Annotated in this window: 28 protein-coding genes; 12 read left to right on the plus strand and 16 right to left on the minus strand. The window is 65.1% G+C overall.

Annotation, left to right across the window (positions count from 1 at the left end; translation table 11 throughout):
- The first annotated feature begins 25 nt into the window (after nt 1–25).
- The 6 genes from B2R83_RS07620 to B2R83_RS07645 all read left to right on the plus strand — a co-directional run bounded on the left by B2R83_RS07620 (nt 26) and on the right by B2R83_RS07645 (nt 5553).
- Entirely contained in the window at nt 26–1372 is a 1347-nt protein-coding gene (locus tag B2R83_RS07620; RefSeq protein ID WP_292039789.1) for a hemolysin family protein, read from the plus strand.
- Nucleotides 1373–1485: 113 nt separating this feature from the next.
- A complete protein-coding gene (locus B2R83_RS07625; protein WP_292039792.1) occupies nt 1486–2301 on the plus strand; it encodes an alpha/beta fold hydrolase in 816 nt (271 codons plus the stop codon).
- A gap of 4 nt (nt 2302–2305) precedes the next feature.
- Nucleotides 2306–3898: a hybrid sensor histidine kinase/response regulator gene (locus B2R83_RS07630; protein WP_292039794.1), complete on the plus strand. Its 1593-nt coding sequence runs from the start codon at nt 2306–2308 to the stop codon at nt 3896–3898.
- A 126-nt stretch (nt 3899–4024) separates the two neighbouring features.
- Nucleotides 4025–4240 carry a hypothetical protein gene (locus B2R83_RS07635; protein ID WP_292039797.1) on the plus strand — a complete coding sequence of 72 codons (216 nt, stop codon included), beginning with the start codon at nt 4025–4027 and terminating at the stop codon, nt 4238–4240.
- Nucleotides 4241–4300: 60 nt separating this feature from the next.
- The gene (locus B2R83_RS07640) at nt 4301–4723 is read left to right on the plus strand and encodes an HIT family protein (protein WP_292039799.1); all 423 of its coding nucleotides are present in this window, start codon (nt 4301–4303) and stop codon (nt 4721–4723) included.
- A 74-nt stretch (nt 4724–4797) separates the two neighbouring features.
- Entirely contained in the window at nt 4798–5553 is a 756-nt protein-coding gene (locus tag B2R83_RS07645; RefSeq protein ID WP_292039801.1) for a TerC family protein, read from the plus strand.
- Here the strand turns inward: B2R83_RS07645 and map are convergent.
- The 9 genes from map to B2R83_RS07690 form a co-directional block, all read right to left on the minus strand.
- Nucleotides 5550–6314: a type I methionyl aminopeptidase gene (gene map, locus B2R83_RS07650; RefSeq protein ID WP_292039803.1), complete on the minus strand. Its 765-nt coding sequence runs from the start codon at nt 6312–6314 to the stop codon at nt 5550–5552. The genes B2R83_RS07645 and map overlap by 4 nt on opposite strands.
- On the minus strand, nt 6311–6553 hold the full coding sequence (locus tag B2R83_RS07655; protein WP_051996465.1) for a ParD-like family protein: 243 nt from the start codon (nt 6551–6553) through the stop codon (nt 6311–6313). Before B2R83_RS07655 ends, map begins: the two co-directional genes overlap by 4 nt.
- 102 nt (nt 6554–6655) lie before the next feature.
- Nucleotides 6656–6796 carry a hypothetical protein gene (locus tag B2R83_RS07660; RefSeq protein WP_292039805.1) on the minus strand — a complete coding sequence of 47 codons (141 nt, stop codon included), beginning with the start codon at nt 6794–6796 and terminating at the stop codon, nt 6656–6658.
- Between the two features lie 46 nt (nt 6797–6842).
- A complete protein-coding gene (locus tag B2R83_RS07665) occupies nt 6843–7922 on the minus strand; it encodes an AI-2E family transporter (protein WP_292039807.1) in 1080 nt (359 codons plus the stop codon).
- Nucleotides 7923–7995: 73 nt separating this feature from the next.
- A complete protein-coding gene (locus B2R83_RS07670) occupies nt 7996–8586 on the minus strand; it encodes an SCO family protein (RefSeq protein ID WP_292039809.1) in 591 nt (196 codons plus the stop codon).
- Nucleotides 8587–8588: 2 nt separating this feature from the next.
- Nucleotides 8589–9482 carry a heme o synthase gene (gene cyoE / locus B2R83_RS07675; RefSeq protein ID WP_292039863.1) on the minus strand — a complete coding sequence of 298 codons (894 nt, stop codon included), beginning with the start codon at nt 9480–9482 and terminating at the stop codon, nt 8589–8591.
- A gap of 92 nt (nt 9483–9574) precedes the next feature.
- Nucleotides 9575–10687, minus strand: coding sequence for a COX15/CtaA family protein (locus tag B2R83_RS07680; RefSeq protein ID WP_292039811.1), 1113 nt, complete (start codon nt 10685–10687; stop codon nt 9575–9577).
- A gap of 55 nt (nt 10688–10742) precedes the next feature.
- The gene (locus B2R83_RS07685) at nt 10743–11354 is read right to left on the minus strand and encodes an SCO family protein (protein ID WP_292039813.1); all 612 of its coding nucleotides are present in this window, start codon (nt 11352–11354) and stop codon (nt 10743–10745) included.
- Complete coding sequence (locus tag B2R83_RS07690) at nt 11341–12126, minus strand: SURF1 family protein (protein ID WP_292039815.1); 786 nt, start codon at nt 12124–12126, stop codon at nt 11341–11343. Before B2R83_RS07690 ends, B2R83_RS07685 begins: the two co-directional genes overlap by 14 nt.
- Before the next feature lie 33 nt (nt 12127–12159).
- On the opposite strand from B2R83_RS07690, the gene B2R83_RS07695 reads away from it, so the two are divergent.
- Nucleotides 12160–12360 (plus strand): twin transmembrane helix small protein, encoded by a 201-nt coding sequence (locus B2R83_RS07695; RefSeq protein WP_027867006.1) that lies wholly within the window; start codon nt 12160–12162, stop codon nt 12358–12360.
- Nucleotides 12361–12443: 83 nt separating this feature from the next.
- Here B2R83_RS07695 and B2R83_RS07700 read toward each other — a convergent pair whose 3' ends face one another.
- The 6 genes from B2R83_RS07700 to B2R83_RS07725 all read right to left on the minus strand — a co-directional run bounded on the left by B2R83_RS07700 (nt 12444) and on the right by B2R83_RS07725 (nt 18188).
- Nucleotides 12444–13301, minus strand: coding sequence for a cytochrome c oxidase subunit 3 (locus B2R83_RS07700; protein WP_292039817.1), 858 nt, complete (start codon nt 13299–13301; stop codon nt 12444–12446).
- A gap of 125 nt (nt 13302–13426) precedes the next feature.
- Complete coding sequence (locus B2R83_RS07705) at nt 13427–13999, minus strand: cytochrome c oxidase assembly protein (RefSeq protein WP_292039820.1); 573 nt, start codon at nt 13997–13999, stop codon at nt 13427–13429.
- Nucleotides 14000–14012: 13 nt separating this feature from the next.
- Nucleotides 14013–14123, minus strand: a complete 111-nt coding sequence (locus B2R83_RS07710; protein ID WP_209587845.1) for a cytochrome oxidase small assembly protein — start codon at nt 14121–14123, stop codon at nt 14013–14015.
- 2 nt (nt 14124–14125) lie between these two features.
- Nucleotides 14126–15721, minus strand: coding sequence for a cytochrome c oxidase subunit I (gene ctaD, locus B2R83_RS07715; protein ID WP_027867003.1), 1596 nt, complete (start codon nt 15719–15721; stop codon nt 14126–14128).
- A 40-nt stretch (nt 15722–15761) separates the two neighbouring features.
- Complete coding sequence (gene coxB, locus B2R83_RS07720) at nt 15762–16949, minus strand: cytochrome c oxidase subunit II (protein ID WP_027867002.1); 1188 nt, start codon at nt 16947–16949, stop codon at nt 15762–15764.
- Between the two features lie 345 nt (nt 16950–17294).
- Nucleotides 17295–18188: a methyltransferase domain-containing protein gene (locus tag B2R83_RS07725; protein WP_292039824.1), complete on the minus strand. Its 894-nt coding sequence runs from the start codon at nt 18186–18188 to the stop codon at nt 17295–17297.
- Nucleotides 18189–18285: 97 nt separating this feature from the next.
- Here B2R83_RS07725 and B2R83_RS07730 point away from each other — a divergent pair, with 97 nt between their 5' ends.
- The 5 genes from B2R83_RS07730 (at nt 18286) to B2R83_RS07750 (ending at nt 22408) form a co-directional block, all read left to right on the plus strand.
- Nucleotides 18286–19020, plus strand: a complete 735-nt coding sequence (locus B2R83_RS07730; RefSeq protein ID WP_292039826.1) for a ComF family protein — start codon at nt 18286–18288, stop codon at nt 19018–19020.
- 11 nt (nt 19021–19031) lie between these two features.
- A complete protein-coding gene (gene trmL / locus B2R83_RS07735) occupies nt 19032–19502 on the plus strand; it encodes a tRNA (uridine(34)/cytosine(34)/5-carboxymethylaminomethyluridine(34)-2'-O)-methyltransferase TrmL (RefSeq protein WP_292039865.1) in 471 nt (156 codons plus the stop codon).
- A gap of 174 nt (nt 19503–19676) precedes the next feature.
- The gene (locus B2R83_RS07740) at nt 19677–20231 is read left to right on the plus strand and encodes a PEP-CTERM sorting domain-containing protein (protein ID WP_292039828.1); all 555 of its coding nucleotides are present in this window, start codon (nt 19677–19679) and stop codon (nt 20229–20231) included.
- A gap of 157 nt (nt 20232–20388) precedes the next feature.
- A complete protein-coding gene (locus tag B2R83_RS07745) occupies nt 20389–21717 on the plus strand; it encodes a TrkH family potassium uptake protein (RefSeq protein ID WP_292039830.1) in 1329 nt (442 codons plus the stop codon).
- Nucleotides 21707–22408 carry a potassium channel family protein gene (locus B2R83_RS07750; protein ID WP_292039832.1) on the plus strand — a complete coding sequence of 234 codons (702 nt, stop codon included), beginning with the start codon at nt 21707–21709 and terminating at the stop codon, nt 22406–22408. Before B2R83_RS07745 ends, B2R83_RS07750 begins: the two co-directional genes overlap by 11 nt.
- Here the strand turns inward: B2R83_RS07750 and B2R83_RS07755 are convergent, their stop codons facing one another.
- Entirely contained in the window at nt 22409–23794 is a 1386-nt protein-coding gene (locus tag B2R83_RS07755; RefSeq protein ID WP_292039835.1) for a DUF389 domain-containing protein, read from the minus strand. It lies immediately after the preceding gene.
- Nucleotides 23795–23804: the final 10 nt, after the last annotated feature.

Genomic DNA, 23804 nt, shown 5'->3' on the forward strand with positions numbered 1-23804 from the left:
GCCATTTTTTAACTAAATCTCTTCAATGGAAAACTTTCTGTTCGTCGTTCTCGCCCTGTTCCTGGTGGCGCTGAACGGCTTCTACGTGGCGGCTGAATTCAGCATCGTCACGTTGCGCAAGACCCGCGTCCATGCCATCGCCAGGACCACCGGCCTGCGCGGACGCATCCTCGGCAAGGTCCACGGCCAGCTCGACGCCTACCTCTCCGCCTGCCAGCTCGGCATCACCCTGGCTTCGCTGGGCCTGGGCTGGGTCGGCGAACCGGCCTTTGCCAGCCTGCTCGAACCGGTGTTCGCCATGCTGGGCGTCACCTCGCCCGAGCTGATCCACGGCGTCTCCTTCGTGGTGGCCTTCTCGGTCATCTCCTTCCTGCACATCGTGGTGGGCGAACTGGCGCCCAAGTCGCTCGCGATCCGCCTGCCGGAAGCGGTGGCACTGTGGTGCGCCATCCCGCTGTACGCCTTCTACTGGGCGATGTATCCGGCGATCGCCCTGCTCAACGCCAGCGCCAACATGGTGTTGCGCGTGGCCGGCCTGGCCGGCAGCGGCAGCCACGAGACCCATTACTCGACCGACGAGCTGAAGATGATCCTGCGCTCGAACACCAGCGCGCCGGGCGAGAAATTCACGAACGACGAGCGCAACATCCTGGCGCAGTCGCTCGACTTCACCCAGCTGGCCGTGTCCGACCTGATGCGGCCGATCAACGAGGTCAGCGCGCTGTACGCCAGCCGCTCGCTCGAGGAAAACATGGAGACGGTGCGCCGCAACCGCTTCTCGCGCTACCCCTACTTCGACGAGGAAGGCGAGGAAGTGCTGGGCGTGATCCACCTGAAGGACCTGTTCTTCGCCCAGCAGGCCGGGCGCACCATCACCGACCTGACCCAGCACCTGCGCCCGGTCGAGACCATCTCGGCGCGCACCAAGGCACAGGACATCTTCCGGCGCTTCAAGAGCGGCGCCCCGCACTTCGCCCTGATCGGCGAAAAGGGCAAGCGCCCGGTCGGCTTCATCACGCTCGACAACCTGCTGGGCGCCATGGTGGGCGAGATCCGTGACGAGTTCCGGATGAACGAGAACGACTGGATGTCCCAGCCCGACGGCACCTGGATCGGCAAGGCCAGCCTGCCGATCTTCTCGCTCGAGCGCCTGCTCGGGATCGACATCGACAACGAGGAGATGGGCCTGGACGACGTCGAATCGGTGGGGGGCCTGCTGATGGCCAAGCTGGGCGACATCCCCAAGCAGGGACAGCGCATCGGCTTCCCGCAGTTCGACGTGGTGGTCAAGAAGATGAACGGTCCGCGCATCCTCCTGGTGAAGGTCTTTCCAAAGGGAGAGCGCGAGGACGGGCACGACGAACGCGACTGACGGATTGAAACCTTTCCAGCATTGAAATATACAAAGTTGTTGCGCTTGCAATACTCCTGACGCATACTCGTGGACGACGGGATTCCCGGCGGTTGCAACCACGAGGAGCCATGATGTCCCTGCAAGTCCGCAACAACGTGCATGTTTCCGGCCAGGGCGGGGCCACCATGCTGTTCTCCCACGGCTTCGGTTGCGACCAGGCCATGTGGCGCTACCTGGCGCCCGCCTACGAAGACCGCTTTCGCGTCATCACCTACGACCTCGTCGGCAGCGGCCGTTCCGACCTCTCCGCCTACGACCGGACGCGCTACGCCAGCCTGCACGGCTATGCCGCCGACCTGCTGGAGATCCTCGACGAATTCGCGACCGGGCCGGTAATCCTGGTCGGCCACTCGGTGAGCGCCATGATCGGCATGCTCGCCACCATCGAGGATCCGGGCCGCTTCGTGGCCCAGGTGATGGTGGCGCCCTCGGCCTGCTATATCAATGACCTGAGCAAGCATCCCGGCTATGTCGGCGGTTTCGAGCGCGAGGACATCGCCGAACTGCTCGAGACCATGGAAGCGAACTACATGGGCTGGTCGAGCAGCCTGGCGCCCGCCATCATGGGCGCGCCCAACCGCCCTGCCCTGCGCCAGGAACTGACCGACAGCTTCTGCCGCAACGATCCCGACATCGCCAAGCACTTCGCGCGCGTCACCTTCCTGTCCGACCACCGCGCCGACCTGCCCCGCTCCACGACGCCGGCTTTGATCCTGCAGTGCAGCGACGACCTGATCGCCCCGCGCAGCGCCGGCGAGTACCTGGCCCGGCACCTGCCCCGCTCCCAGCTCCACGTGATCGACAACATCGGGCATTGTCCGCACATGAGCGCGCCGACCGCCAGCTCGCGCGCGATCGACGCCTTCCTGGCCGCCACCCTGGACTGAAGCCATGGACAGCGCCGCCACCTCCCTTGACGCGCTGTACGACGACGCCCCCTGCGGCCTGCTGCTGGCCGACGCCGACGGCCTGCTGCTGCACGCCAACGCGACCGCCTGCGCCTGGCTGGGCTTCACGCTGCCGGAGCTGGCCGGGATCGTGCGCATCCAGGACCTGATGACCGTCGGCGCGCGCCTGTTCCACCACACGCACTGCGAGCCGGTGCTGCAGGCGCGCGATTCGGTGGCGGAAATGCAGATCGACCTGCGCCACCGCGACGGCACCCGCCTGCCGATGCTGGTCAACATCGTGCGGCGGCGCGAAGCCGGCCCGACGGGCGATGTCGTCCATGACCAGTGGGCCCTGTTCATGGCCACCGAGCGCCAGTCCTACGAGCGCGAGCTGCGCAACGCGCGCCGCGCCGCCGAGGAAGCGCTGGAAGCGCGCCGCGGCGCCGAACTGCAGCTGCAGGCCCTGAACGCCGCGCTGTCCGAGGCCGACCGGCGCAAGGACGAATTCCTGGCCACGCTCTCGCACGAGCTGCGCAACCCGCTGGCGCCGCTGCGCAGCGCCCTCGAGGTGATGCGCCATTCCACGATGGCGGAGGACACCAGCGCGCGCCTGCTGTCGGTGTTCGACCGCCAGCTGCACCACCTGACCCACCTGGTCGACGACCTGATGGAAGTCTCGCGCATCACCCAGGACAAGATGGAACTGCGGCGCGAGACCGTGGACCTGGCCGTGCTGGCGCGCGCCGCCGTGTGCGACACCGCCAGCCTGATGGAGCAGGCCGGGCACCGCTTGTCGGTCGAGTTGCCGGCGCATCCGGTCACGATCGACGCCGATCCCACGCGCATCAACCAGGTGGTCGTCAACCTGCTCACCAATGCCGCCAAGTACACGCCCGACGGCGGGCGCATCACACTCTCGCTCGCGGTCGACGATGGCATGGCGCTGCTATCCGTGCGCGACAACGGCATCGGCCTGCCGCGCCACGCGCTGGCGACCGTGTTCGACATGTTCTCGCAGCTGGAGCCGGCGCTGCAGCGTTCGCGCGGGGGCCTGGGGATCGGGCTGTCGCTGGTGCGCGGCATCGTGGACCTGCATGGCGGCAGCATCGCCGCCGAGAGCGAGGGCGAAGGCCGCGGCAGCTGCTTCACGGTACGCCTGCCGCTGGCCCAGCTTGCCGCGCTGCCGGAACCGGCGGCGGCGCCCGCGCCGGCGCCGGCGCGCATCCTGGTGGTGGACGACAATGCCGACGCCGCCGAGATGCTCCTGATGGCGCTGGAACTGTTCGGCTGCGAGGTGCGCGCGGCCCACAGCGCCAGCGCCGCGCTGGCCATGGCCCAGGAATTCGCGCCGGAAGTCGCCTTGCTCGACATCGGCCTGCCGGACCTGAACGGCTACGAGCTGGCGCGGCGCCTGCGCGCTACCGATACGGGCCGGCACATGCGCCTGATCGCCGCCACCGGCTGGGGCCAGGAAAAGGACCGCCAGCGCGCCTTCGACGCCGGCTTCGACCACCATCTCACCAAGCCGATCGACTTCGACCGGCTGCGCAGCGTGCTGGGGTCGAGCCAGCATGGCCAGAGCCTGTCCGGCTGATTCCGGGCGGCGCTCGGATCGTATGCGAGGCACGCGAACAGTCGCAGTGACAATGTGCAAATTTTGACCTGCCTCCACGGTGCTATGCTCAGCGCTTCCGCGTTGACATGATTTCCCGAGGCTCCCTTGAAAATTTTTGCGCTTTCATTACGCGTCCAGCTGGCCTTCTACGCCTTCTCCCTCACGCTGCCGACAGCGGGAATCTGGGGTTTTTCCCTGGCGAGCGGCATTTCCGTTCCGGGCGGCTTCTACTTCCTTGGCGCCGTCGTCAGCGTCCTCGTCTTCTGGACCTTTTTCGTCTTCATGTGGAACGTGATGTCCTGGGACCGTAAGTTAACATAGCGAAGGCCTGGCCCCGACTTTGTCCGTCAGGGCGCCGATCGACTTCGACGGAGCAAGCAAATGGAATACGATCCCAACAACCCCTTTGCCCGCATCCTGCGCGGCGAACTGCCCTGCATCAAGGTCTACGAAGACGAGCACACGCTCGCCATCATGGACATCATGCCGCAGGCCCCTGGCCATGTGCTGGTGCTGCCGAAAGAGGCGGCCGTCGAGCTGTTCGGCCTGTCCGACGACGCCGCGGCGGCCTGCATCCGCAGCACCAAGAAGGTGGCGGCCGCGGTCAAGGCCGCGATGGGCGCGCCGGGCATCATGGTCGCCCAGTTCAACGGCAGCGCGGCGGGCCAGACCGTCCCGCACGTCCACTTCCATATCGTGCCGCGTGAGGGGGCGGCGGCGCTCCGGCCGCACGCCGCGGTGCCGGCGGATACCGGGCAGCTGCAACAAATTGCCGCCCGCATCGTGGCCGCCCTGCACGCCTGATCGGGTGTCGCCGCGGCTGTGCTCTGCATAAAGCAGGAGGCTGCTACCATGGCTTTTTTCACAACGGAGCGGCCATGGAACTGCTAGCGGACCCGAATGTCTGGATCGCCTTCCTCATGCTGAGCGCCCTCGAGATCGTGCTCGGGGTCGACAACATCATCTTCATTTCGATCCTGGTCGGCCGCTTGCCGCCCGAGATGCGCGACAAGGCGCGGCGCCTGGGCCTGGGCTTCGCCATGGTCTCGCGCCTGCTGCTGCTGTTCTCGCTGAGCTGGGTAATGGGGCTCACCGCGGACCTGTTCAACGTATTTGACCAGGGCATCAGCGGACGCGACCTGGTGCTGCTGTTCGGCGGCCTGTTCCTGCTCTACAAGGCCTCGCACGAGATCTTCGTCGAGGTGGAAGCCAAGGACCAGGCCGGGCCGCAGGACGTGGCCGGCACCGCCGCCGCGGCGGCGGCGACCAACAAGCTGTTCTGGAGCATCATCGGCCAGATCGCCGTGATCGACATCGTGTTCTCGCTCGACTCGGTCATCACCGCGGTCGGCATGGTGGACCAGATCAGCGTGATGGTGGCGGCCGTGATCTTCTCGGTGCTGGTGATGCTGGTGGCGGCCAAGCCGATCGGCGACTTCGTCGACCGCCACCCGTCCGTCAAGGTGCTGGCGCTGGCCTTCCTGGTGATGGTTGGCATGGCGCTCACGGCGGAAGCCTTCGAAGCGGACATCCCGAAGGGCTATATCTACGCCGCGATGGCGTTCTCGCTGGTGGTGGAAGCGCTGAACATCCGGGCCCGCGCCAGGCGCAAGGCCCTGCCGCCGAGGATCTAGAGCGTCGTCTCGCCAGGGCGCAGGGTCAAGACCCGCACGCCCTGGCGCGTGACCGCTACCGTGTGCTCGAACTGCGCCGACAGCTGGCCGTCGCAAGTGACGACAGTCCAGCCGTCGTCTTCGGTACGCACGGCGTGCCGTCCCTGGTTGAGCATCGGTTCGATGGTGAAGGTCATGCCTTCGCGCAGTACCAGCCCGGTCTGCGGCCGTCCCCAGTGCAGCACCTGGGGCGGCTCGTGCATCTCGCGCCCGATGCCGTGGCCGCAGTAGTCGCGCACCACCGTATAGCCATGCTTGCGCGCGTGGCGCTCGATGGCATGGCCGACGTCGCCCAGGCGCGCGCCGGGACGCACGGCCCGGATGCCCTTCCACATGGCCTCATAAGTCACCTTCACCAGCCGCCTGGCGGCGGGCGACACCTCGCCCACCAGGTAGGTCTTGCTGGAGTCGGCGATGTAGCCGTTCTTCTCGAGCGTGATATCGAGGTTGACGATGTCGCCGCTCTGCAGGATCTCGGTGTGCGAGGGCACGCCGTGGCAGACCACGTTGTTGCGGGAGGAATTCAGCGCATAGGCATAGCCGTACTGGCCCTTGCTGGCCGGACGTGCGCCCAATGCATCGACGATGAAACGCTCGACCAGGTCATTGACCTGCATGGTCGACATGCCGATCAGGTTCAGGCTGTCCAGGTGAGCGAACACACCCGCCAGCAGCCGGCCCGATTCGGCCATCAGCACAATTTCTTCAGGCCGTTTGGTCATGCCGCCGCTGCCTTGACGGCGTCCGGCGGTCCTCCCGCTACCCGCACGCTTTCCGGCGCCACCCCGGCGGCCTTCAGTTCGCGCGCGACGATCTCGTTGAAGCTCATCGTCGGGTTCATCTCGCACAGCATGCCAATCTTGATCCAGAAGGCCGCCTGCGCGTTGATCGAGCGGCAGGACACGCTGCTCGCCTTGCGGATCTGGTCATGTACTTCGTCGTCGATGTTTACGATGCCCACTATACTCTCCATATACGTTCCATATATGGATTATATACACATCAAGAACAAGCACAAGTGATGCTGGTCAATCCAGCTATTGCTTGCCCTTGGGCGTGTAGGTCAACCCGAAGCGCTTGGCGTAGTCGAATCGAAGCCCAGCGGATTGCCGCTCAGCTGGCTGCCGTACGGCTGGGGCTTGCCCTCCTTGATGCGGACGCGGTCCTCGAGCATTGCCACGGTCATCAGGGTCAGGTCTGACATTGAGACACGGACCCAACAATGATGTGGATGAGGCCGTGTCCAAATGTCAGACCTGACCCTCGCTGTTGCTACCCTGGCGGATCACCCGGTCCGGCGTGCCGGTCCAGTCGGTCATCAGGGAGTAGCCGACCGCCAGCAGGGTCGGCCCGATGAACATGCCGACGAAGCCGAAGGCGATCACCCCGCCCAGCACGCCCAGCAGGGTGAGCAGGAAAGGCAGGCTGCTGCCGCGACTGATCAGCATGGGTCGCACGACGTTGTCGACGCCGCTGATCAGGAAAGTGCCCCAGATCACCATGAAGATCGCCCAGCCGGTCTCGTGATGCATGAACAGCCAGAAAGCCGCGCCGCCCCAGATGAGCGGCGGGCCGACCGGGATCAGGGACGAGATGAAGACCATCACCGACAGCAGCGGCACCGCCGGCACGCCCGCGATGGTGAAACCGATCGCCGCCACCACCGCCTGCGCCAGCGCGGTGCCGAGCAGGCCGTACATGACGCCGCGCACCGTCTGGCTCACCGTGTTGGCGACCGATTCGGCGCCCTCGCCCATCACGCGCCGCATGGTCACGGCGATCACCTCGAGCAGGGCCTTGCCGTCGCGGTAGAAGAAGAAGCTGACGAAAGCGGCCAGGCTGAGCTGGACCACGCCGGTGCCCAGCATCAGGCCACCGGCGATCAGGTAGCGCCGCGCCGGCTCCAGCATGCGCTGGGCCAGTGCGATCATCTGCTCGCGGCTGGCGACCAGCTCGCGCAGGTAGTTGTCGATCGTTGCGCCCACCAGCGGCAGTTCGCGTATCCAGGACGGCGGAATCAGCTCGCGGTGCTCGACCGCCGTGCGCAGTTCGCTGAAGCCCCTGGCGACGTCGTCAGCCAGGTTGTAGGCGACCATCGACAGCGGGATGATAACGAGCAAGGTGAGCGACAGCGTCATGGTCAGCGCCGCCAGGGTGCGGTGCCCGCGCATCGCGTACTGCAGGCGCAGATAGAGCGGCCAGGAGGAGATCACGACGCAGGCCGCGAACAGGATCGCGGCCAGGAAAGGCTTGAGGACGTAGAGGCAGCCCAGCGTCAGCAGGACGACAATGGCGATGCGGGTGTAGTTCCTGCCCTGGCGTTGTTCCATGCCGTCCCTGTCGAGTGGTGTTTACACCATCATAACAGCAGACTTGTTAAGGATGACTTAGAGGAACGGGCGCTTACAGGAGCTGGCGCAGGTCCGATGCGATTGCACCCGGCTCGGCCTCGTGACGCACCAGCAGGCGCACCCTGCCCTCGCGGTCGAACACATAGCTGCCGGTCATGTGGTCCACTGTGTAGTTCTTGGGATCGTCGCCGGATGGAGTCTTGGCGTAGAACACCTTGAATTCCTTGGCCGTGCGTGCGGTGGCCTCGGCGTCGCCGCGCAAGCCGATAAAGCTCGGGTGGAAGGCCGGCACGTAGGCATTCAGCAGTTCCTGGGTGTCGCGCTCCGGGTCGAGCGTGATGAACAGCACCTGCACGTCCTTGCTTGCCGGGCCGAGTTCCTTCATCACGGTGGCCATCTTGGCCATCGTGGTCGGGCACACGTCCGGGCACTGGGTATAGCCGAAGAACACCACGGTCAGCTTGCCGCGGAAGTCCTGCAGCGTGCGCGGCTTGCCGGTATGGTCGGTCAGCGAGAAGCCCTTGGCGTAATCGAGGCCGGTGATGTCGGTATTGACGAAGGCCGGGGTCTTGTTCGACAGCTTGTCGCAGCCGGCGGCCAGCACCGCCGCGGACAGCATCAGGGCGGTCAGCAGTTTTTTCATGGTCAGAACTTGAAGTAATGGTCGACCAGCAGCGCGGCGAACAGCAGCGACAGGTAGACGATGGACCAGGTAAAGGCATTACGCGCAGCCATGTCGCTGTAATGCTTGTGCACGCGCCACGAGTGGCGCAGGAAGACCGCGTTCAGCACGACGGCCGCGGCCAGGTAGATCAGGCCGCTCATGCCGACGGCGAAAGGCAGCAAGGTGGTCGCCGCCAGCGCGATGGTGTACAGCCACACCTGCAGGCCGGTGTACTGCATGCCGTGGGTAATCGGCAGCATCGGCAGGCCGGAGCGGGCGTAGTCTTCGCGGCGGTACATGGCCAGCACCCAGAAGTGCGGCGGGGTCCAGACGAAGATGATGAGCACCAGCAGCCAGGCTTCCATCGGCACTTCATTGGCGACGGCGGCCCAGCCCAGGGCCGGCGGCATGGCGCCCGACAGGCCGCCGATGACGATGTTCTGCGGCGTGGCCGGCTTGAGCAGCATGGTGTAGATGAAGGCATAACCGACGAAGGTGACGAAGGTCAGCCACATGGTGAGCGGATTGACGAGGAAATACAGCACGCCCATGCCCAGGCCGCCGATGATCGTCGAGAAGATGATCGTCTGGGTGCTGGTAAGCTCGCCCATGGCGGTGGCGCGGCGCGCCGTGCGCGCCATGCGCGCGTCGATCTCCGCCTCCACCAGGCAGTTCACGGCAAAGGCGGCGCCCGCCAGCAGCCAGATGCCGGCGGTGCCGGCGACCAGCACCTGCCAGCCCGGGAAACCGTCGGTGGCAAGGAACATCCCGATCACCGCGCAGAACACGGCCAGCTGCGTGACCCGTGGTTTGGTCAGGGCCCAGTACTGGGCAACGCGGCTCGGGGGTTTATGGAGGGCTGTCTGGGTCGTCATCGATGGGGTGCGTGGGGACTCGAACCGCGGCAAGGCCGGGGTCGCGGTGGCACCGGCCAGGTCGCGGCTCTCGTCGAGGCTCAAATCGCTGCTCATCCGGCGCGGTTCACTTCAAGTTGCTGTCTCACCCGATAGTTTAACATGGTCACCAGCAGGACCAGCAGGGCCGCCCCCGCGTTATGCATTACGGCAATGGCGAGCGGGAAGTCGAAGTAGACCGTGGCCACCCCGGTCAGCAGCTGGACGACCAGCACCCCGGCCAGCCATTTGGCATGTTTTGCCAGATAGACATGGCGCCAGGCGCGCCACACCAGCAGGCCGACGACGGCGACCACCAGGATGGCGAAGTTGCGGTGCACCCAGTGGATCGCCACCAGGGCCGAGAACGGCAGGTAGTGGCCGGCCGCCGTCTTGCCCAGCTCGCGCCACAGGTGGAAGCCGTGCTCGAAATCCATTTCCGGCACCAATCGGCCGTCGCACAGCGGGAATTCATCGCAGGCCAGGGTCGCGTAGTTAGTGCTCACCCACCCGCCCAGCGCGATCTGCACGGTAATGACGACCGCCGCCAGCAGCGCCAGCGTGCGGATGCCGCGCAGCGCGGCGTCGTCACCGGCGCGTGGCGGCTTGTGCATGAGGTAGTCTTCACGCCCGCCAAGCCAGGTCAGCAGGGCCAGCAGGCCCATGCCCAGCAGCAGGTGGATGGTCACGATCACCGGCTGCAGCTTCAGGGTGACGGTCCAGGCGCCGAAGGCGCCCTGGATGCACACGAAGATGAACAGCGCCAGCGGGATGCCCGGCTTGAAGGCCTGCACCTTCGTTTTGCGCCACTGCACGGTGGCGGTGATGAGCAGGGCCATGATGATCACGCCGATGCCCATCGCCAGGTAGCGGTGGATCATCTCGATCCAGGCCTTGACCACGGTGACCGGCCCGGTCGGCATGGCCGCTTCGGCTGCCGAGATCTGCTCGTGCGCCAGGAAGGGGTTGGCCATGCCGTAGCAGCCCGGCCAGTCCGGACAGCCCAGGCCCGAGTCGGTCAGGCGGGTAAAGCCGCCGAAGACGATCAGGTCGAAGGTCAGGAAAACGGCGACCCAGACCAGCTTGCGGAACTTGTTGGGGTCCGAGGACATCCAGACCATCGACAGTGGCAGGATGGCCACGAGCACGCCCATCAGGGCCAGTTGGATCAGGGAAGAAGCTTGCATTATCTATCAGGGTGTCGCGGGCCATGCGCATGGCCCTGGATGGGATCGGGCCTGGTCAGCCGATCGCGGAAGCCTTGAGCAGCTTGGCGATATCCTTGTGTACTTTGCCTGGGTCCGGATTGACGGGGAAGCGCATCATCAGGTTGCCGAGCGGGTCGATCAGGTAGATGTGGTCGGACGGCTGCGTGCCCTTGTCGGCCGGCAGCCACTTGTCGACGGCCTCCTTCGGCGCGCGCAGCAGGTGCATGCCGTCGTATTGGCGGATCGTCATCGTGTCGAGCGGCTGATTGTCGGTGACGAGCCAGACGCGTTCGACGCGGTCCATGTTCTTGCCCTGCATGGTGCGCCACTGGCGCATCGCGAACAGCTGCTTCTGGCAGGCTTCCAGGCATTCGCCGCCGCCGACCTTCAGCATGATCCACTTGCCCGCGTACTGCTCCAGCGTTTCGGGACGGCCGTCGAGCGTGGTGCTGGCCATGGCCGGGATCGGCCTGCTGCGCGGGTCGATCAGGGTGCCGTAGTTGGTGCGCCCGGTCGGCTTGATGACGTAATAGGTGAGATAGGACAGGATCATCGGCGCCGCGCAGACAAGCAGCACGGCGAACAGTTTCCAGCGGCCCGTGCGGCGGGCCTTCACCGGATCCTTGGCGGGATCAGTTGCCTGCATCACTGGTTTCTGCTTCAGGTTTTCCTGCATCGGCTTGTTTTGCTCCACTCTTTGCTCCACTTCGGAACCCTGTTATCACAAAAAATAGGATGGCCATGGCCGCCAGCGCATACCACTGGAAGGCGTAGCCGCGGTGCTTGTCGATGCCGCTCGAGGGCGAGGGCCAGACCCGCAGCAGCATGTCGTCCAGCTCGCCCGGCTGGTCCGGCCCGGTCTGCTGCACGAAGAAAGGCTGCAGCACCAGTCCGGTGGCCTTGGCCACCAGGGCCGGATCGATGTTCTGGACGATCGCCCTCGGCGCCAGCGGCGCGGCCTCGCCCAGGTCCATCACGTGCCCGGCCGAGGCCACGACGATGCCTTCGACCGTGACCGTGCCCGAGGGCGTGGTGAAGGCCGGCAGCTTGCCGTATTCCGCTTCGCGCGGCAACCAGCCGCGCATCACGAGCACATGTGTGTTCGATCCCGCGATTTTAAACGGCATGACGAGGTAGTAGCCAGGACGGCCGGCCATCGGGCGGTTGGCCAGGAACAGCGGCCAGCCGGCGACGAACTCGCCGCTGACGCTGACATGCCGGTATTCGAGTTGGGCGGCGGGCGTGAGGGTGCTGCCGAGCGCCATGGGTGCTTCGGTGGCGAGGGTGGCCAGCTTTTCCTGCACGGCCAGCTTGTATGCAGCCCTGCCCTGCTGCCAGTTACCCAGCGCAATACCTACCAGGGCAACAAGCAGTGCGGCGATGAAGGGAATGAGGCGAAAATGGAAGGGGATGCGCATTACAATGATGCCTCAACCTTGACTGGGCCAACCATGAAACTGCTTGTTGCGATTGCCTTCATCCTAATCCTAGCCAGCCTTGCGTCGGCCCTTTTCTTCCTGATGCGCGACAAAGGCCAGAGCAACCGGACGGTGCATGCGCTGGCGCTGCGGGTCGGGCTGTCGATTACCCTGTTCCTGTGCCTGCTCGGCGCCTACAAGATGGGGTGGATTGCCCCGACCGGTATTCGCTGACGAGCTTGCTTACAGTACAAATGTAAGGTGGGCGGCAAAGCCGCCCACCCCACGGAAGGCGGACATCGCCGCCAACATCTTTCTTACAGCCAGTACACGACGACGTACAGGCCCAGCCACACCACGTCGACGAAGTGCCAGTACCAGGCCGCGCCTTCGAAGCCGAAGTGGTTGTCCGCCGTGAAGTGGCCCTTGAGCACACGGTACAGGATCACCGACAGCATGATCGCGCCCATGGTCACGTGGAAGCCGTGGAAGCCGGTCAGCATGAAGAAGGTCGAGCCGTAGATGCCCGAGGTCAGCTTCAGGTTCAGGTCCGCGTAGGCGTGCATGTATTCGTAGACCTGGAAGCCCATGAAGATCGCGCCCAGCAGGATGGTGGCGAACAGCCAGAACGCCGTCTTGGAACGGTGGCCGGCGCGCAGCGCGTGGTGCGAAATCGTCAGGGTCACGCCCGACAGCAGCAGCAGCGCGGTGTTGATGGTCGGGATCGGGAACGGCCCCATGGTCTGGAACTGGTCCACCACGCCGGCCGGACCGGTGTTGCCCCAGGTCGGTGCAAAGTCCGGCCAGATGATCTTGTGGTCGAGGTCGGAGAGCCAGGGCATGCTGATCGCACGGGCATAGAACAGCGCGCCGAAGAAGGCGGCGAAGAACATCACTTCCGAGAAGATGAACCAGCTCATCGACCAGCGGTAGGACAGGTCGATGCGCCTGCCGTACATGCCCGACTCGGATTCCTTGATGGCGTCGCCGAACCAGAAGTACAGCACCACCAGGGTGGCGGCGATGCCGGCCAGGCACACTGCCGGGCCCCAGGGGGCGCTGTTGACCCAGCCGGACGCGCCGGCCATGGTGACCAGCATCGACATGCCGGCGCACATCGGCCAGCGCGACGGGCCTGGCACGAAATAGTAGGGCGCGGTTTGTGGCGAACTCATTTTCATCTCCTCATCTACTCTTTGTGTTATCGGGTGATTCTTTTGTGTCGCTAAGAGCGCCCAACAATTCCCCCGATGGCTTGCCCTCGGGGTTTTGTTAGGCGCTCTACTCTTGTCTACTGCCCTTACTTGACTGTCGCCGCCTTCGCCGACGCCGTCTGCACCGCGCCGCCGATCTCGAAGAAGGTGTACGACAGCGTGATGTTCTTCACCTCGCGCGGCAGCGCCGGGTCGATGAAGAAGACCACCGGCATCTGGCGCGCTTCGTTGGCGGCAAGCGTCTGTTCCTGGAAGCAGAAGCATTCCACTTTCTTGAAGTGCGGCGCGACGACCTGGGGTGCGTAGCTCGGGATCGCCTGCGCCTTGACCGCCCTCGCCTGCGTGTTGACCACCTCGTAGGTGACGGTGGTCAGTTCGCCGGGATGCACTTCGATGCTGCGCTGGACCGGGCGGAAGCGCCACGGTCCCTGCGCATTGCCATCCAGCTCGACGACGATCTTGCGGCTCTTGTCGATCTGGGTATTCTTGGGCGCTTCAACGAACTCGCCCTGGGTCAGCACGTTGATGCCGAGTACCTCGCAGATCTGGCGGTACACCGGCACCAGCGCGTAACCGAAGCCGAACATCACCACCGCCACCACCACCAACTTCATCAAGGTGGTGCGGTTCAGTTGCAGCAGCCGTTTGCTCGCGCTCATCTCGACGCTACCTTCAGCTCAGCCAGGTGAACTTGACGAACACGCTGGCGAAGAAGAACAGCGCGATCCCGCCCAGGATCAGGGCGGTACGCAGGTTGCTGGGCTTGCGCGGTTCCTGGACCATGATCACTTCACCAGCGGCGGGGTTTCGAAGGTGTGGAACGGCGCCGGGCTCGGCACGGTCCACTCCAGGCCTTCCGCGCCTTCCCACGGCTTGGCCGGGGCCTTGGCGCCGCCGCGGATGGTCGGCAGCACGACCGCGAACAGGAAGTAGACCTGCGACAGGCCGAAGCCGAAGGCGCCGATCGAGACGATCATGTTGAAGTCGGTGAACTGGGTGGCGTAGTCCGCATAGCGGCGCGGCATGCCGGCCAGGCCCAGGAAGTGCATTGGGAAGAAGGTGACGTTGAACGTAATCAAGGAAGCCCAGAAGTGCACCTTGCCGCGGAATTCCGGATACATGTGGCCGGTCCACTTCGGCGCCCAGTAGTAGAAACCGGCGAACAGGGCGAACAGCGAGCCCGCCACCAGCACGTAGTGGAAGTGCGCCACTACGTAGTAAGTGTCGTGCACCTGGATGTCGATCGGGGTCACCGCCAGGATCAGGCCGGTGAAGCCGCCCATGGTGAACACGAAGATGAAGCCCACCGCGAACAGCATCGGGGTTTCGAAGGTCATCGAGCCCTTCCACATGGTGGCGACCCAGTTGAACACCTTCACGCCGGTCGGCACCGCGATCAGCATGGTGGCGTACATGAAGAACAGCTGCGAGGTCACCGGCATGCCGGTGGTGAACATGTGGTGCGCCCACACGATGAAGGACAGGATCGCGATCGAGGCGGTCGCGTAGACCATCGAGGCGTAGCCGAACAGGGGCTTGCGTGCGAAGGCCGGGATGATCTGCGAGACGATGCCGAAGGCCGGCAGGATCATGATGTAGACCTCGGGGTGGCCGAAGAACCAGAAGATGTGCTGGTACATCACCGGGTCGCCGCCGCCGGCCGCGTTGAAGAACGAGGTGCCGAAGTGGCGGTCGGTCAGGGTCATGGTGATGGCGCCTGCCAGCACCGGCATCACGGCGATGAGCAGGTAGGCGGTGATCAGCCAGGTCCAGCAGAACATCGGCATCTTCATCAGGGTCATGCCCGGTGCGCGCATGTTCAGGATGGTGACAATGATGTTGATCGAGCCCATGATCGACGAAGCGCCCATGATGTGCATGGCGAAGATCGCCATGTCCATGCCCGGGCCCATCTGGGTCGACAGCGGTGCGTACAGGGTCCAGCCGGCCGCGGTGGCGCCGCCCGGCGACAGGAAGGACGCGGCCAGCAGGATTGCCGCCGGCGGCAGCAGCCAGAACGAGAAATTGTTCATGCGGGCGAAGGCCATGTCCGAGGCGCCCACCTGCAGCGGCAGCATCCAGTTGGCGAAGCCCACGAAGGCCGGCATGATCGCGCCGAACACCATCACCAGGCCGTGCATGGTGGTCAGCTGGTTGAAGAACTCGGGGCGGAAGAACTGCAGGCCCGGCTCGAACAGTTCGGTGCGGATCATCAGCGCCAGCACGCCGCCCGAGAGCAGCATGATGAAGGAGAACCACAGGTACAGGGTACCGATGTCCTTGTGGTTGGTGGCGAACAGCCAGCGGCGCCAGCCGTGTGGGTGGTCGTGCGCGTGGTCGTGGCCGTGGTCGTGTGCGTGATCGATGGTGCTGGTAGTCATGTCGATTCCCTGAAGCTTAGATAGCTAACACAGTGCTACGTTATTTGCTGCGGGCAGCCAGCACTTCCGCCGGTTGCACGATGTTTTCCGCAGCCTTGTTCGACCAGGTGTTGCGGGTATAGGTGATCACGGCGGCGATCTCGGTGTCCGACAGCTGCTTCCAGGCCGGCATCGCCGACGGATAGGCCGGGGTGTCCTGGCCGTTGAGCAGGATGTCGATCTGGTGCGCCTTGGCGCCCAGCACGTTCGGCGAGCCGTCCAGCGGGGCAAAGGCGTTCGGCACGCCCTTGCCGTTGGCCTGGTGGCAGGCCACGCAGTTGGCGGCGTAGACCTGCTCGCCGCGGGTCTTCAGTTCGTCGATGGTCCAGACCTTGTTCGGGTCGTCGGCCAGGGCGGCCATGCGCTTCTTCTCGCCGGCGACCCAGGCGGTGTAGTCCTCGGCGGACACCACGCGCACCACGATCGGCATGAAGGCATGGTCCTTGCCGCACAGTTCGACGCAATTGCCGCGGTAGACGCCGATCTTGTCGGCCTTGAACCAGCCGTCGCGCACGAAGCCCGGAATCGCGTCCTGCTTGATGGCGAAGGCCGGGATGGTCCAGGCATGGATCACGTCGTTGGCGGTGAACACCATGCGGATTTTCTTGCCGACCGGGACGACCATCTCGTTGTCCACTTCGAGCAGGTAGTTCTCGCCCTTTTTCTCGGTGGCAGCCTGGCCCGGCAGGCCGATCTGGGCGCGCGGGGTGGCCAGGTTGGACAGGAAGGAAATGCCCTCGCCTTCGCCGTTCAGGTAGTCATAGCCCCATTTCCACTGCATGCCGGTGGCCTTGATGGTGATGTCGGCGTTCGAGGTGTCCTTCAGGGCGACCACGGTCTTGGTGGCCGGCAGGGCCATGCCGATGACGATCAGGAAGGGAACGATGGTCCAGGCGATCTCGACGGCGGTCGATTCGTGGAAGGTGGCGGGCTTGTGGCCGAGCGACTTGCGGTGCTTGAACACCGAATAGAACATGACACCGAACACGCCGACGAAGATCACCAGGCAGACGATCATCATCCAGTTGTGCAGGTCGTAGATATCGGCGCCGACGCCGGTCACGGGGAGCTGCATGTTCAACTGGTGTTCCACCGGCCGGCCCGTGATTTCCGGAGCCGCCCATGCTGGGATGCCGGCCGTTGCTGCGAGGCCGAACATCCAGGCCCCAAGTCGCGATGCGTATGTCATGTTGTCCCCAACCACCCAAAATAAAAATATTTTTTAACGGTCGACAGCTCCATGAACGAACTGGCGCCGCTCCGAAACGTAATTCGCAGAACGGTTATACCAGTACCGCGAAATTGCGCTGCGGAATCGGTGGGAACCTACACGCTGGGGGCCGGTCGCTTTGTGCTACCCGCCATCAGCGGCTCTGCTGATGCTGCAATTCATTTCTCGTTGTATTTCTATTTTTGCGCCTGGATTGCTGCTTTTTTCAGCGTTTTCCTCGTCCAGACGACAAAAATAGCTACTGATTATAATCAAATCAGTAATTTTTATTCAAGGAAAATCGGGCGTCGTTGTTGCCGGCAGTTATTGAGACTTGCGTGGCTGGAAACGCACGATCGCCTCCCCTGCCGCGGTGGTGCGCGGGGCTGGACGGAAGGCGTGGCCATAGATGACCTCGAAGCTGAGTCCGAGCTTGCCGTCGGGGCGGCGCTGGGCTTCGAAGGCATCGAGCATGCGCCGCCACGCCGCGCGCCCGACCAGGCCGCGCCGGCGCGTATCGAGCGGGTTGCCGCCGAAGGCGCGCACGTCGCGCAGCAGGCTCTCTGCAGTGTCGTAGGTGACGGTGATGCGCTCCATGTCCATGACCGGGGTGGAAAACCCCGCCTCCACCAATTGGTCGCCGAAGTCGTGCATGTCGACGAAAGGCAGCGTGTGCGGCGTTTCGTCCATGGCGGCAAAGGCGCTGCGCAGCTCGGAGAAGGTGTCCGGGCCGAAGTTCGAAAACATCAGGAGGCCGTCCACCCGCAAGACCCGCCGCCATTCCGCGAACACGCGGTCCGGCTGCGGATGCCAGTGCAGCGCCAGGTTCGACCACAACAAGTCGAGCGAGTTCGTCCCGAAAGGGAGGTTGCCGAAGTCGCCGCATACGATGTCCACGCCGGCCTTGGCCGGCAGCAAACGGCTGAGCATCTGGTTCAGCGAGCGGGTGGCCGGCGCCGGCGCTTTCGCGGCCGTGGCCATGGCGGGGGTGGCGTCGATGCCGAGGATCTGCGCGGCCGGATAGGTCTTCTGCAGCAGCGCCAGGTCGGCGCCCGTGCCGCAGCCGGCATCGAGCACCTGCTTCGGCGCGATCTTCACGAGCTGCAGGCGCTCGTGCATGCGCTGGGCGATCTCGCGGCGCAGGAAATCGGAGGCCTGGATGCGGCCGGGCTGGACGAACAGGGTACGGACGCGCTCGAGGTCGATCGGCGCGCTCATGCGGGAAGGTTGCGGTGAAGCCATGGTGGTGAAGCGCTCAGTGCGATAACTTGGTGAGATAATGGCGGAGTGTACATGCTCCTGTGGATTCGAGTAGATGCCCCTGCTTTTCCACTCCCTGCTGCCGCGTGTTCTTCATGCGCTGTTGCCGTCCAGCTGCGTGCTGTGCGGCAGCCTGGGAGAGCAAGCGGTCTGCCCGGCCTGCACGCAGGCGCATGCGCGGGACCTGCACACGCGCTGCCCCTGCTGCGCCAACCCGGTCGGCAACGCCGACGGCGCCCGCCGCTGCGGCGCCTGCCTGGCCGATGCGCCGGCGTTCGACGCCACCGTGGCGGCCTGCGACTATGGCGCGCCGGTCGACCAACTGGTGCTGCAGCTGAAATTCGCCAGCCGGCTGGCGCTGGCGCCGTGGATGGCGGGCCGCTTGCGTGACGCCGTTCGGGCGCGCGGCGCGGACTTGCCGGAGCTGCTGTGCCCGGTGCCGCTCGGGCCGCGCCGCCTGGTCGAGCGCGGCTATAACCAGGCGCTCGAGCTGGCCCGGCCGCTGTCCAGCGCGCTGACGATTCCGCTGGCGCCGCGCCTGCTGGAGCGGCAGGTGGAAACGGCTGCGCAGTCAGGCGTAGCGCCGGGCGAGCGCCGCCGCAACGTGCGCGGCGCCTTCGTCCTGGCCGAAGGCCATCCGGCCCTGGAAGGCGTGCACGTCGGCGTGGTCGACGACGTCATGACCAGCGGCCACACACTCGATGAACTGGCCGGCGTGCTCAAGCGCGCCGGCGCGGCACGCGTCACCAACCTGGTGTTCGCGCGTACGCCGCCCACCTATAGAAATTGAAGGAGAACATGTTGTTCCACGTCGTCCTGGTCGAACCGGAAATCCCGCCGAATACCGGCAACGTCATTCGCCTGTGCGCCAACACCGGCGTCCAGCTGCACCTGATCGAGCCGCTCGGCTTCCCGCTCGACGATGCCAAGATGCGCCGCGCCGGCCTGGACTACCACGACTACGCCACCATGAAGGTGCACAAGAACTGGGACGCCTTCCTGCTTGACGTGAAACCGGATCCTTCGCGCATGTTCGCGCTGACCACCCACGGCTCCTCGCCCTTCGCCGACGCCGGTTTCCGGCCGGGCGACGTGTTCGTGTTCGGCGCCGAATCGCGCGGCCTCGACCCGGCCCTGCGCGAGACCTTCCCGCCAGCCCAGCGCATCCGCCTGCCGATGATGCCGGACAACCGCAGCCTCAACCTCTCCAATACCGTCGCGGTAGTCGTCTATGAGGCCTGGCGCCAGAACGGCTACGCCGGCGGCAGCTGAGAGCGCCTCAGAGAACTTCGAGCATTCTCAATGGCAATGTTACTTATTGTCGCGAAGTTACGACACAATGTAGAAATATCTACAATTTAACGCGACAGTATTTGGCGAACAGGAGTACGCTGGCCACGTGGCGTTGTCGATCGGCGCCCCCCCTGTTTTTGCTTGAGGTTTCAAATGAAGAAGTTACTTTCCACCGGCGCCCTGCTCCTGTGCTGCAGCGCCGCCTACGCGGCCCCCGGCGACACCATTTCCTGGGGCTTTTCCTTCAACGGTTTCTACGACAGCGTGTCGGACAGCTTCCTGCCCGAGGAAGTCATCTCCGGCTCGTTCAAGGGCCATGATCTGAACAGCAATGGCCTGTTGGAAAAGGACGAGCTGCTGGCCCTGGTCGTCGGCGAACTCGACTACATCGCCTGCGCCGCCACCAGCAACCCGTTCTACCAGTGCGGCGCCACCAGTTTTTCCTTTTCCCAGGATGCCGGCCTGCATTTCAGCGTCGGCAGCTACGGCCAGGATCCCGAAGGCTGGGTCGGCGGCGGGCGCCTGATCACCACCGGCGACCAGCACTACGCCTACGAATTCAATCCAAACATGACCCAGGAGCGCCACCTGTACTGGACCAGCGACACCCGACTGACCATGATGTCGCAGGCGCCGGAACCATCGACCTGGGCGATGCTGGCGGCCGGCCTGGCCGGGCTGACCTGGCGCGCACGGCGCCGCCGATAGCGGCATGGCCGCAGTTTTGCGGCGTCGCCCCCGCTCCATGTGTTAGGGTTCGGGTGATTCAAGGCAACGAGTGCCGCCGACAAGCGGCCAGGCCTCACGACACCATGGACTTTCGAACCCTTAGCGCCCTGCCGCGCGCATCGACACGGATGCGCGCATGAAAACACTTATCCATCCCGCACGGGCCGTCGCCCTGGGCTTCCTGCTGGCCATCGTGGTCGGCACGCTGCTGCTCATGCTGCCGGCGGCGCGCGCCGACGGCCTGCCGGCGCCGCCCCTGGTCGCCCTGTTCACCTCGGTCTCGGCGGTATGCGTGACCGGCATGGCCATCGTCGACACGGGCAGCTACTGGTCCGGCTTCGGGCAGGGCGTCATCATGTTCCTGTTCCAGCTCGGCGGCTTCGGCCTGATGACCGCCGCCACCCTGCTCGGCCTGATGGTCAACCGTTCGCCCAGGCTGCGCACCCGCATGATGACGCAGACCGAGACGCGCCTGCTCGGGCTCGGCGACATCACGAGCGTGGCAAAGATCGTGTTCAAGGTCGCCCTGATCTGCCAGTTGCTGCTGTTCGCGGTCCTCACGCTCAGGCTGCACCTCGGCCATGGCCTGGATTGGGGAGACGCCGCCTGGAACGGGCTGTTCCATTCCGCATCCGCGTTCAACAATGCCGGCTTCTCGATCCATGCGGACAGCCTGATGCGCTACGCCAGCGACGCCCTGGTGCTGGGGCCGATCATGATCGCCATCGTCGTCGGCGGCATCGGCTTCCCCGTGCTGCACGACCTGCGCCACCGCTGGCGCGACCCGCGCCACTGGTCGCTGCACACCAAGCTGACGCTGACCGGCTCGCTGATACTGGTGCTGGGCGGTTTCGTGGCGATTGTTGTATTGGAATGGAACAATGTGCGGACCATCGGGCCATTTTCCGTGTTCGACAAGCTATCGAACAGCATGTTCATGTCGGTCGCGGCGCGCACCGCCGGTTTCAATGCGGTCGACATCGGCGCCCTCGCCCCCGAGACCTGGGCCGTGCACTACTTTCTGATGTTCATCGGCGGCGGCAGCGGCGGCACCGCCGGCGGCGTCAAGGTCGGCACCATCGCCATCCTGGCCCTGCTGGTGATCGCCGAAGCAAAAGGACATACCGATACCGAAGCCTTCGGGCGCCGGGTCGGCGCCTCGGCCCAGCGCCAGGCGATCACGGTGCTGGTCCTGGGCTCCATCATCGTCGCGGTGGGCACGGTGATCCTGCTGCGCATCACCCACTTCCCGACCGACCAGATCATCTTCGAGGTGATCGCCGCCTTCGGCAGCGCGGGACTGTCGACCGGCATCACCCACCAGCTGCCGCCCAGCGGCCAGCTGCTGCTCGCCGTGCTGATGTTCATCGGCCGGGTCGGCACCATCACGCTCGCCACCTCGCTCGTCCTGGGCGAACGGCGCATGCCTTATCGTTATCCGGAGGAACATCCAATTGTTGGGTAGGATTTTTACAGAGCAGTTCGCCTTTTCGGCGAGCGACAGCGTCGTCGTCATCGGCTTGGGACGCTTCGGCGGCGCCGTCGCCCAGTCCCTGATGCGCCTGGGTCACGACGTGATGGGCATCGACAACCGTGAAGACTTGGTGCAGTTCTGGGGCGACCGCCTGACCCATGCGGTGCAGGCCGACTCCACCAACGAGAGCACCATGCTGCAGCTGGGCGTAGCCGATTTTTCGCATGCCATCGTGGCGATCGGCTCGGATCTTGCGGCCAGCCTGATGACGCTGATGGTGCTGACCGAGCTTGGCATCAAGGACATCTGGGTCAAGGCGCAGACGCCGGAACACGGCCAGATCGCCCAGCGCATCGGCGCCCATCACGTGATCTTTCCAGAGGCGGACATGGGTGCGCGCGTGGCGCACCTGATCACCGGGCGCTTGATGGACTTCATCGAATTCGAGGACGGCTTTGCGATCGCCAAGATCCATGCACCGGCCGGCACCCACCACCAGACCCTGGCCGAGTCGCACGTTCGCTCGCGCTATGGCGTGACGATCGTCGGCGTCAAGCGCGCCAACGAAGACTTCCAGCATGCCCTGCCCGAGACCCGCATCCTTCCCGCAGACCTCCTGATCGTTTCCGGCCCGACCAAGAAGATCGAGCTGTTCGCCGCCGGCGAGAAGAAGAAACGCTGATCAGCGCCGGCGCGCCGGCGGCACCAGTACCAGTTGCGCGCCCGCCGCCTTGGTGCGCGCGACCAGCCAGTCCTGCGCCCGCTTGACGTCGGCGGGCGCCAGCGCGCGCGTGCAGCGGGCAGTCAGGGTCGGCACTTCGCTCGCAGGCCTGCCCTCTTGTCCGGGAACCAGGGCCACGCCCATCAAGTGGTCCCGGCAGGTGGGATACTGGGCGATGAATTCGGCGCCGATGTCGGCCGCCGTCTCGCGCCAGGCATTGCGCTCGGTAGTGCGCCTGGCCAGTTCCTCGCGCAGTTGGGCGATGGTGGCGTCGCGCTCACGCAGGCCCTGCTGGGTGTCGCGGTAAATCTCGGTCAGGATGTCGGCTTTCAGCACGCCGACGTCGATGCGGCTGTCCTCGGCCTGGTGCACCACCAGGGTCGCGCCTTCCAGACCGGCCTGCGGCAGCTTCTTCTCGATGGCGGCGATTGCCGCCTGCGGCATGCGGGCGCCGATCAGGGTCAGCTCGATGCGCCGCTGCAGCGGACTGAGTTGCGTGTCGACCACATGCGAGGAGCCGCCGCTGAATTCCGTGCGTACGAAGGCGCGCGCGCGGTGGCCGAACACTTCGTTGTCGACCAGCTGGATCGCCAGGTAGATGCTGGGCAACGCGGTCAACAGCACCACCGTGAGCAAGGTGCGCTTGACGCGGCGCTCGACCGTCTGGTCCACGAACTTGCGATGCGGCAGGCGCAGGTATTCGATGACGATCACGGTCGAGACGGCGATGAACACGCAGTTGATCGAGAACAGGTAGAACGCGCCGCCGAACACTGCCCAGTTGCCGTTGGCCAGGCCGTAGCCGGCCGTGCACAGCGGCGGCATCAGGGCGGTCGCGATCGCCACGCCCGGGATCACGTTCGACTTTTCGCGCCGGGTCATGCCGATGATGCCGGCCAGGCCGCCGGCCAGCGCGATCAGGACATCCCACAGCGTCGGCGTGGTGCGCGCCAGCAGTTCCGATTGTGCCTCTTCGAGGGGGGTGAGAAGGAAGTACAGGGTCGAGGTCGCCAGGCTGATGGCGGCCGCGATGCCAAGGTTGGCGAGCGAACGGCGGATCAGCGCGAAATCGTAGATCCCGATGCCGTAGCCGATCCCCACGATTGGCCCCATCAGCGGCGAGATCAGCATGGCGCCGATGATCACGGCCGGGGAGTTGATGTTCAGGCCGATCGAGGCGACCAGGATCGCGAACATCAGGATCCAGGGAGTCGCCCCGCGCAATTCGATGCCGGACCGCAGGCTCGAATCGATCACGTCGTCGTCGGCCTTGTCGAGCAGGAGGCTGAAACGGTTGGCAATGGGGCCCTCGCTCTGAGGTGCAAAGAATTTTTCGGTTTCGCTCATGGTGTGTTCC

The sequence above is a fragment of the Massilia sp. UBA6681 genome (genome assembly GCF_002454935.1).
Classification (GTDB): Bacteria; Pseudomonadota; Gammaproteobacteria; order Burkholderiales; family Burkholderiaceae_D; genus Telluria; species Telluria varians.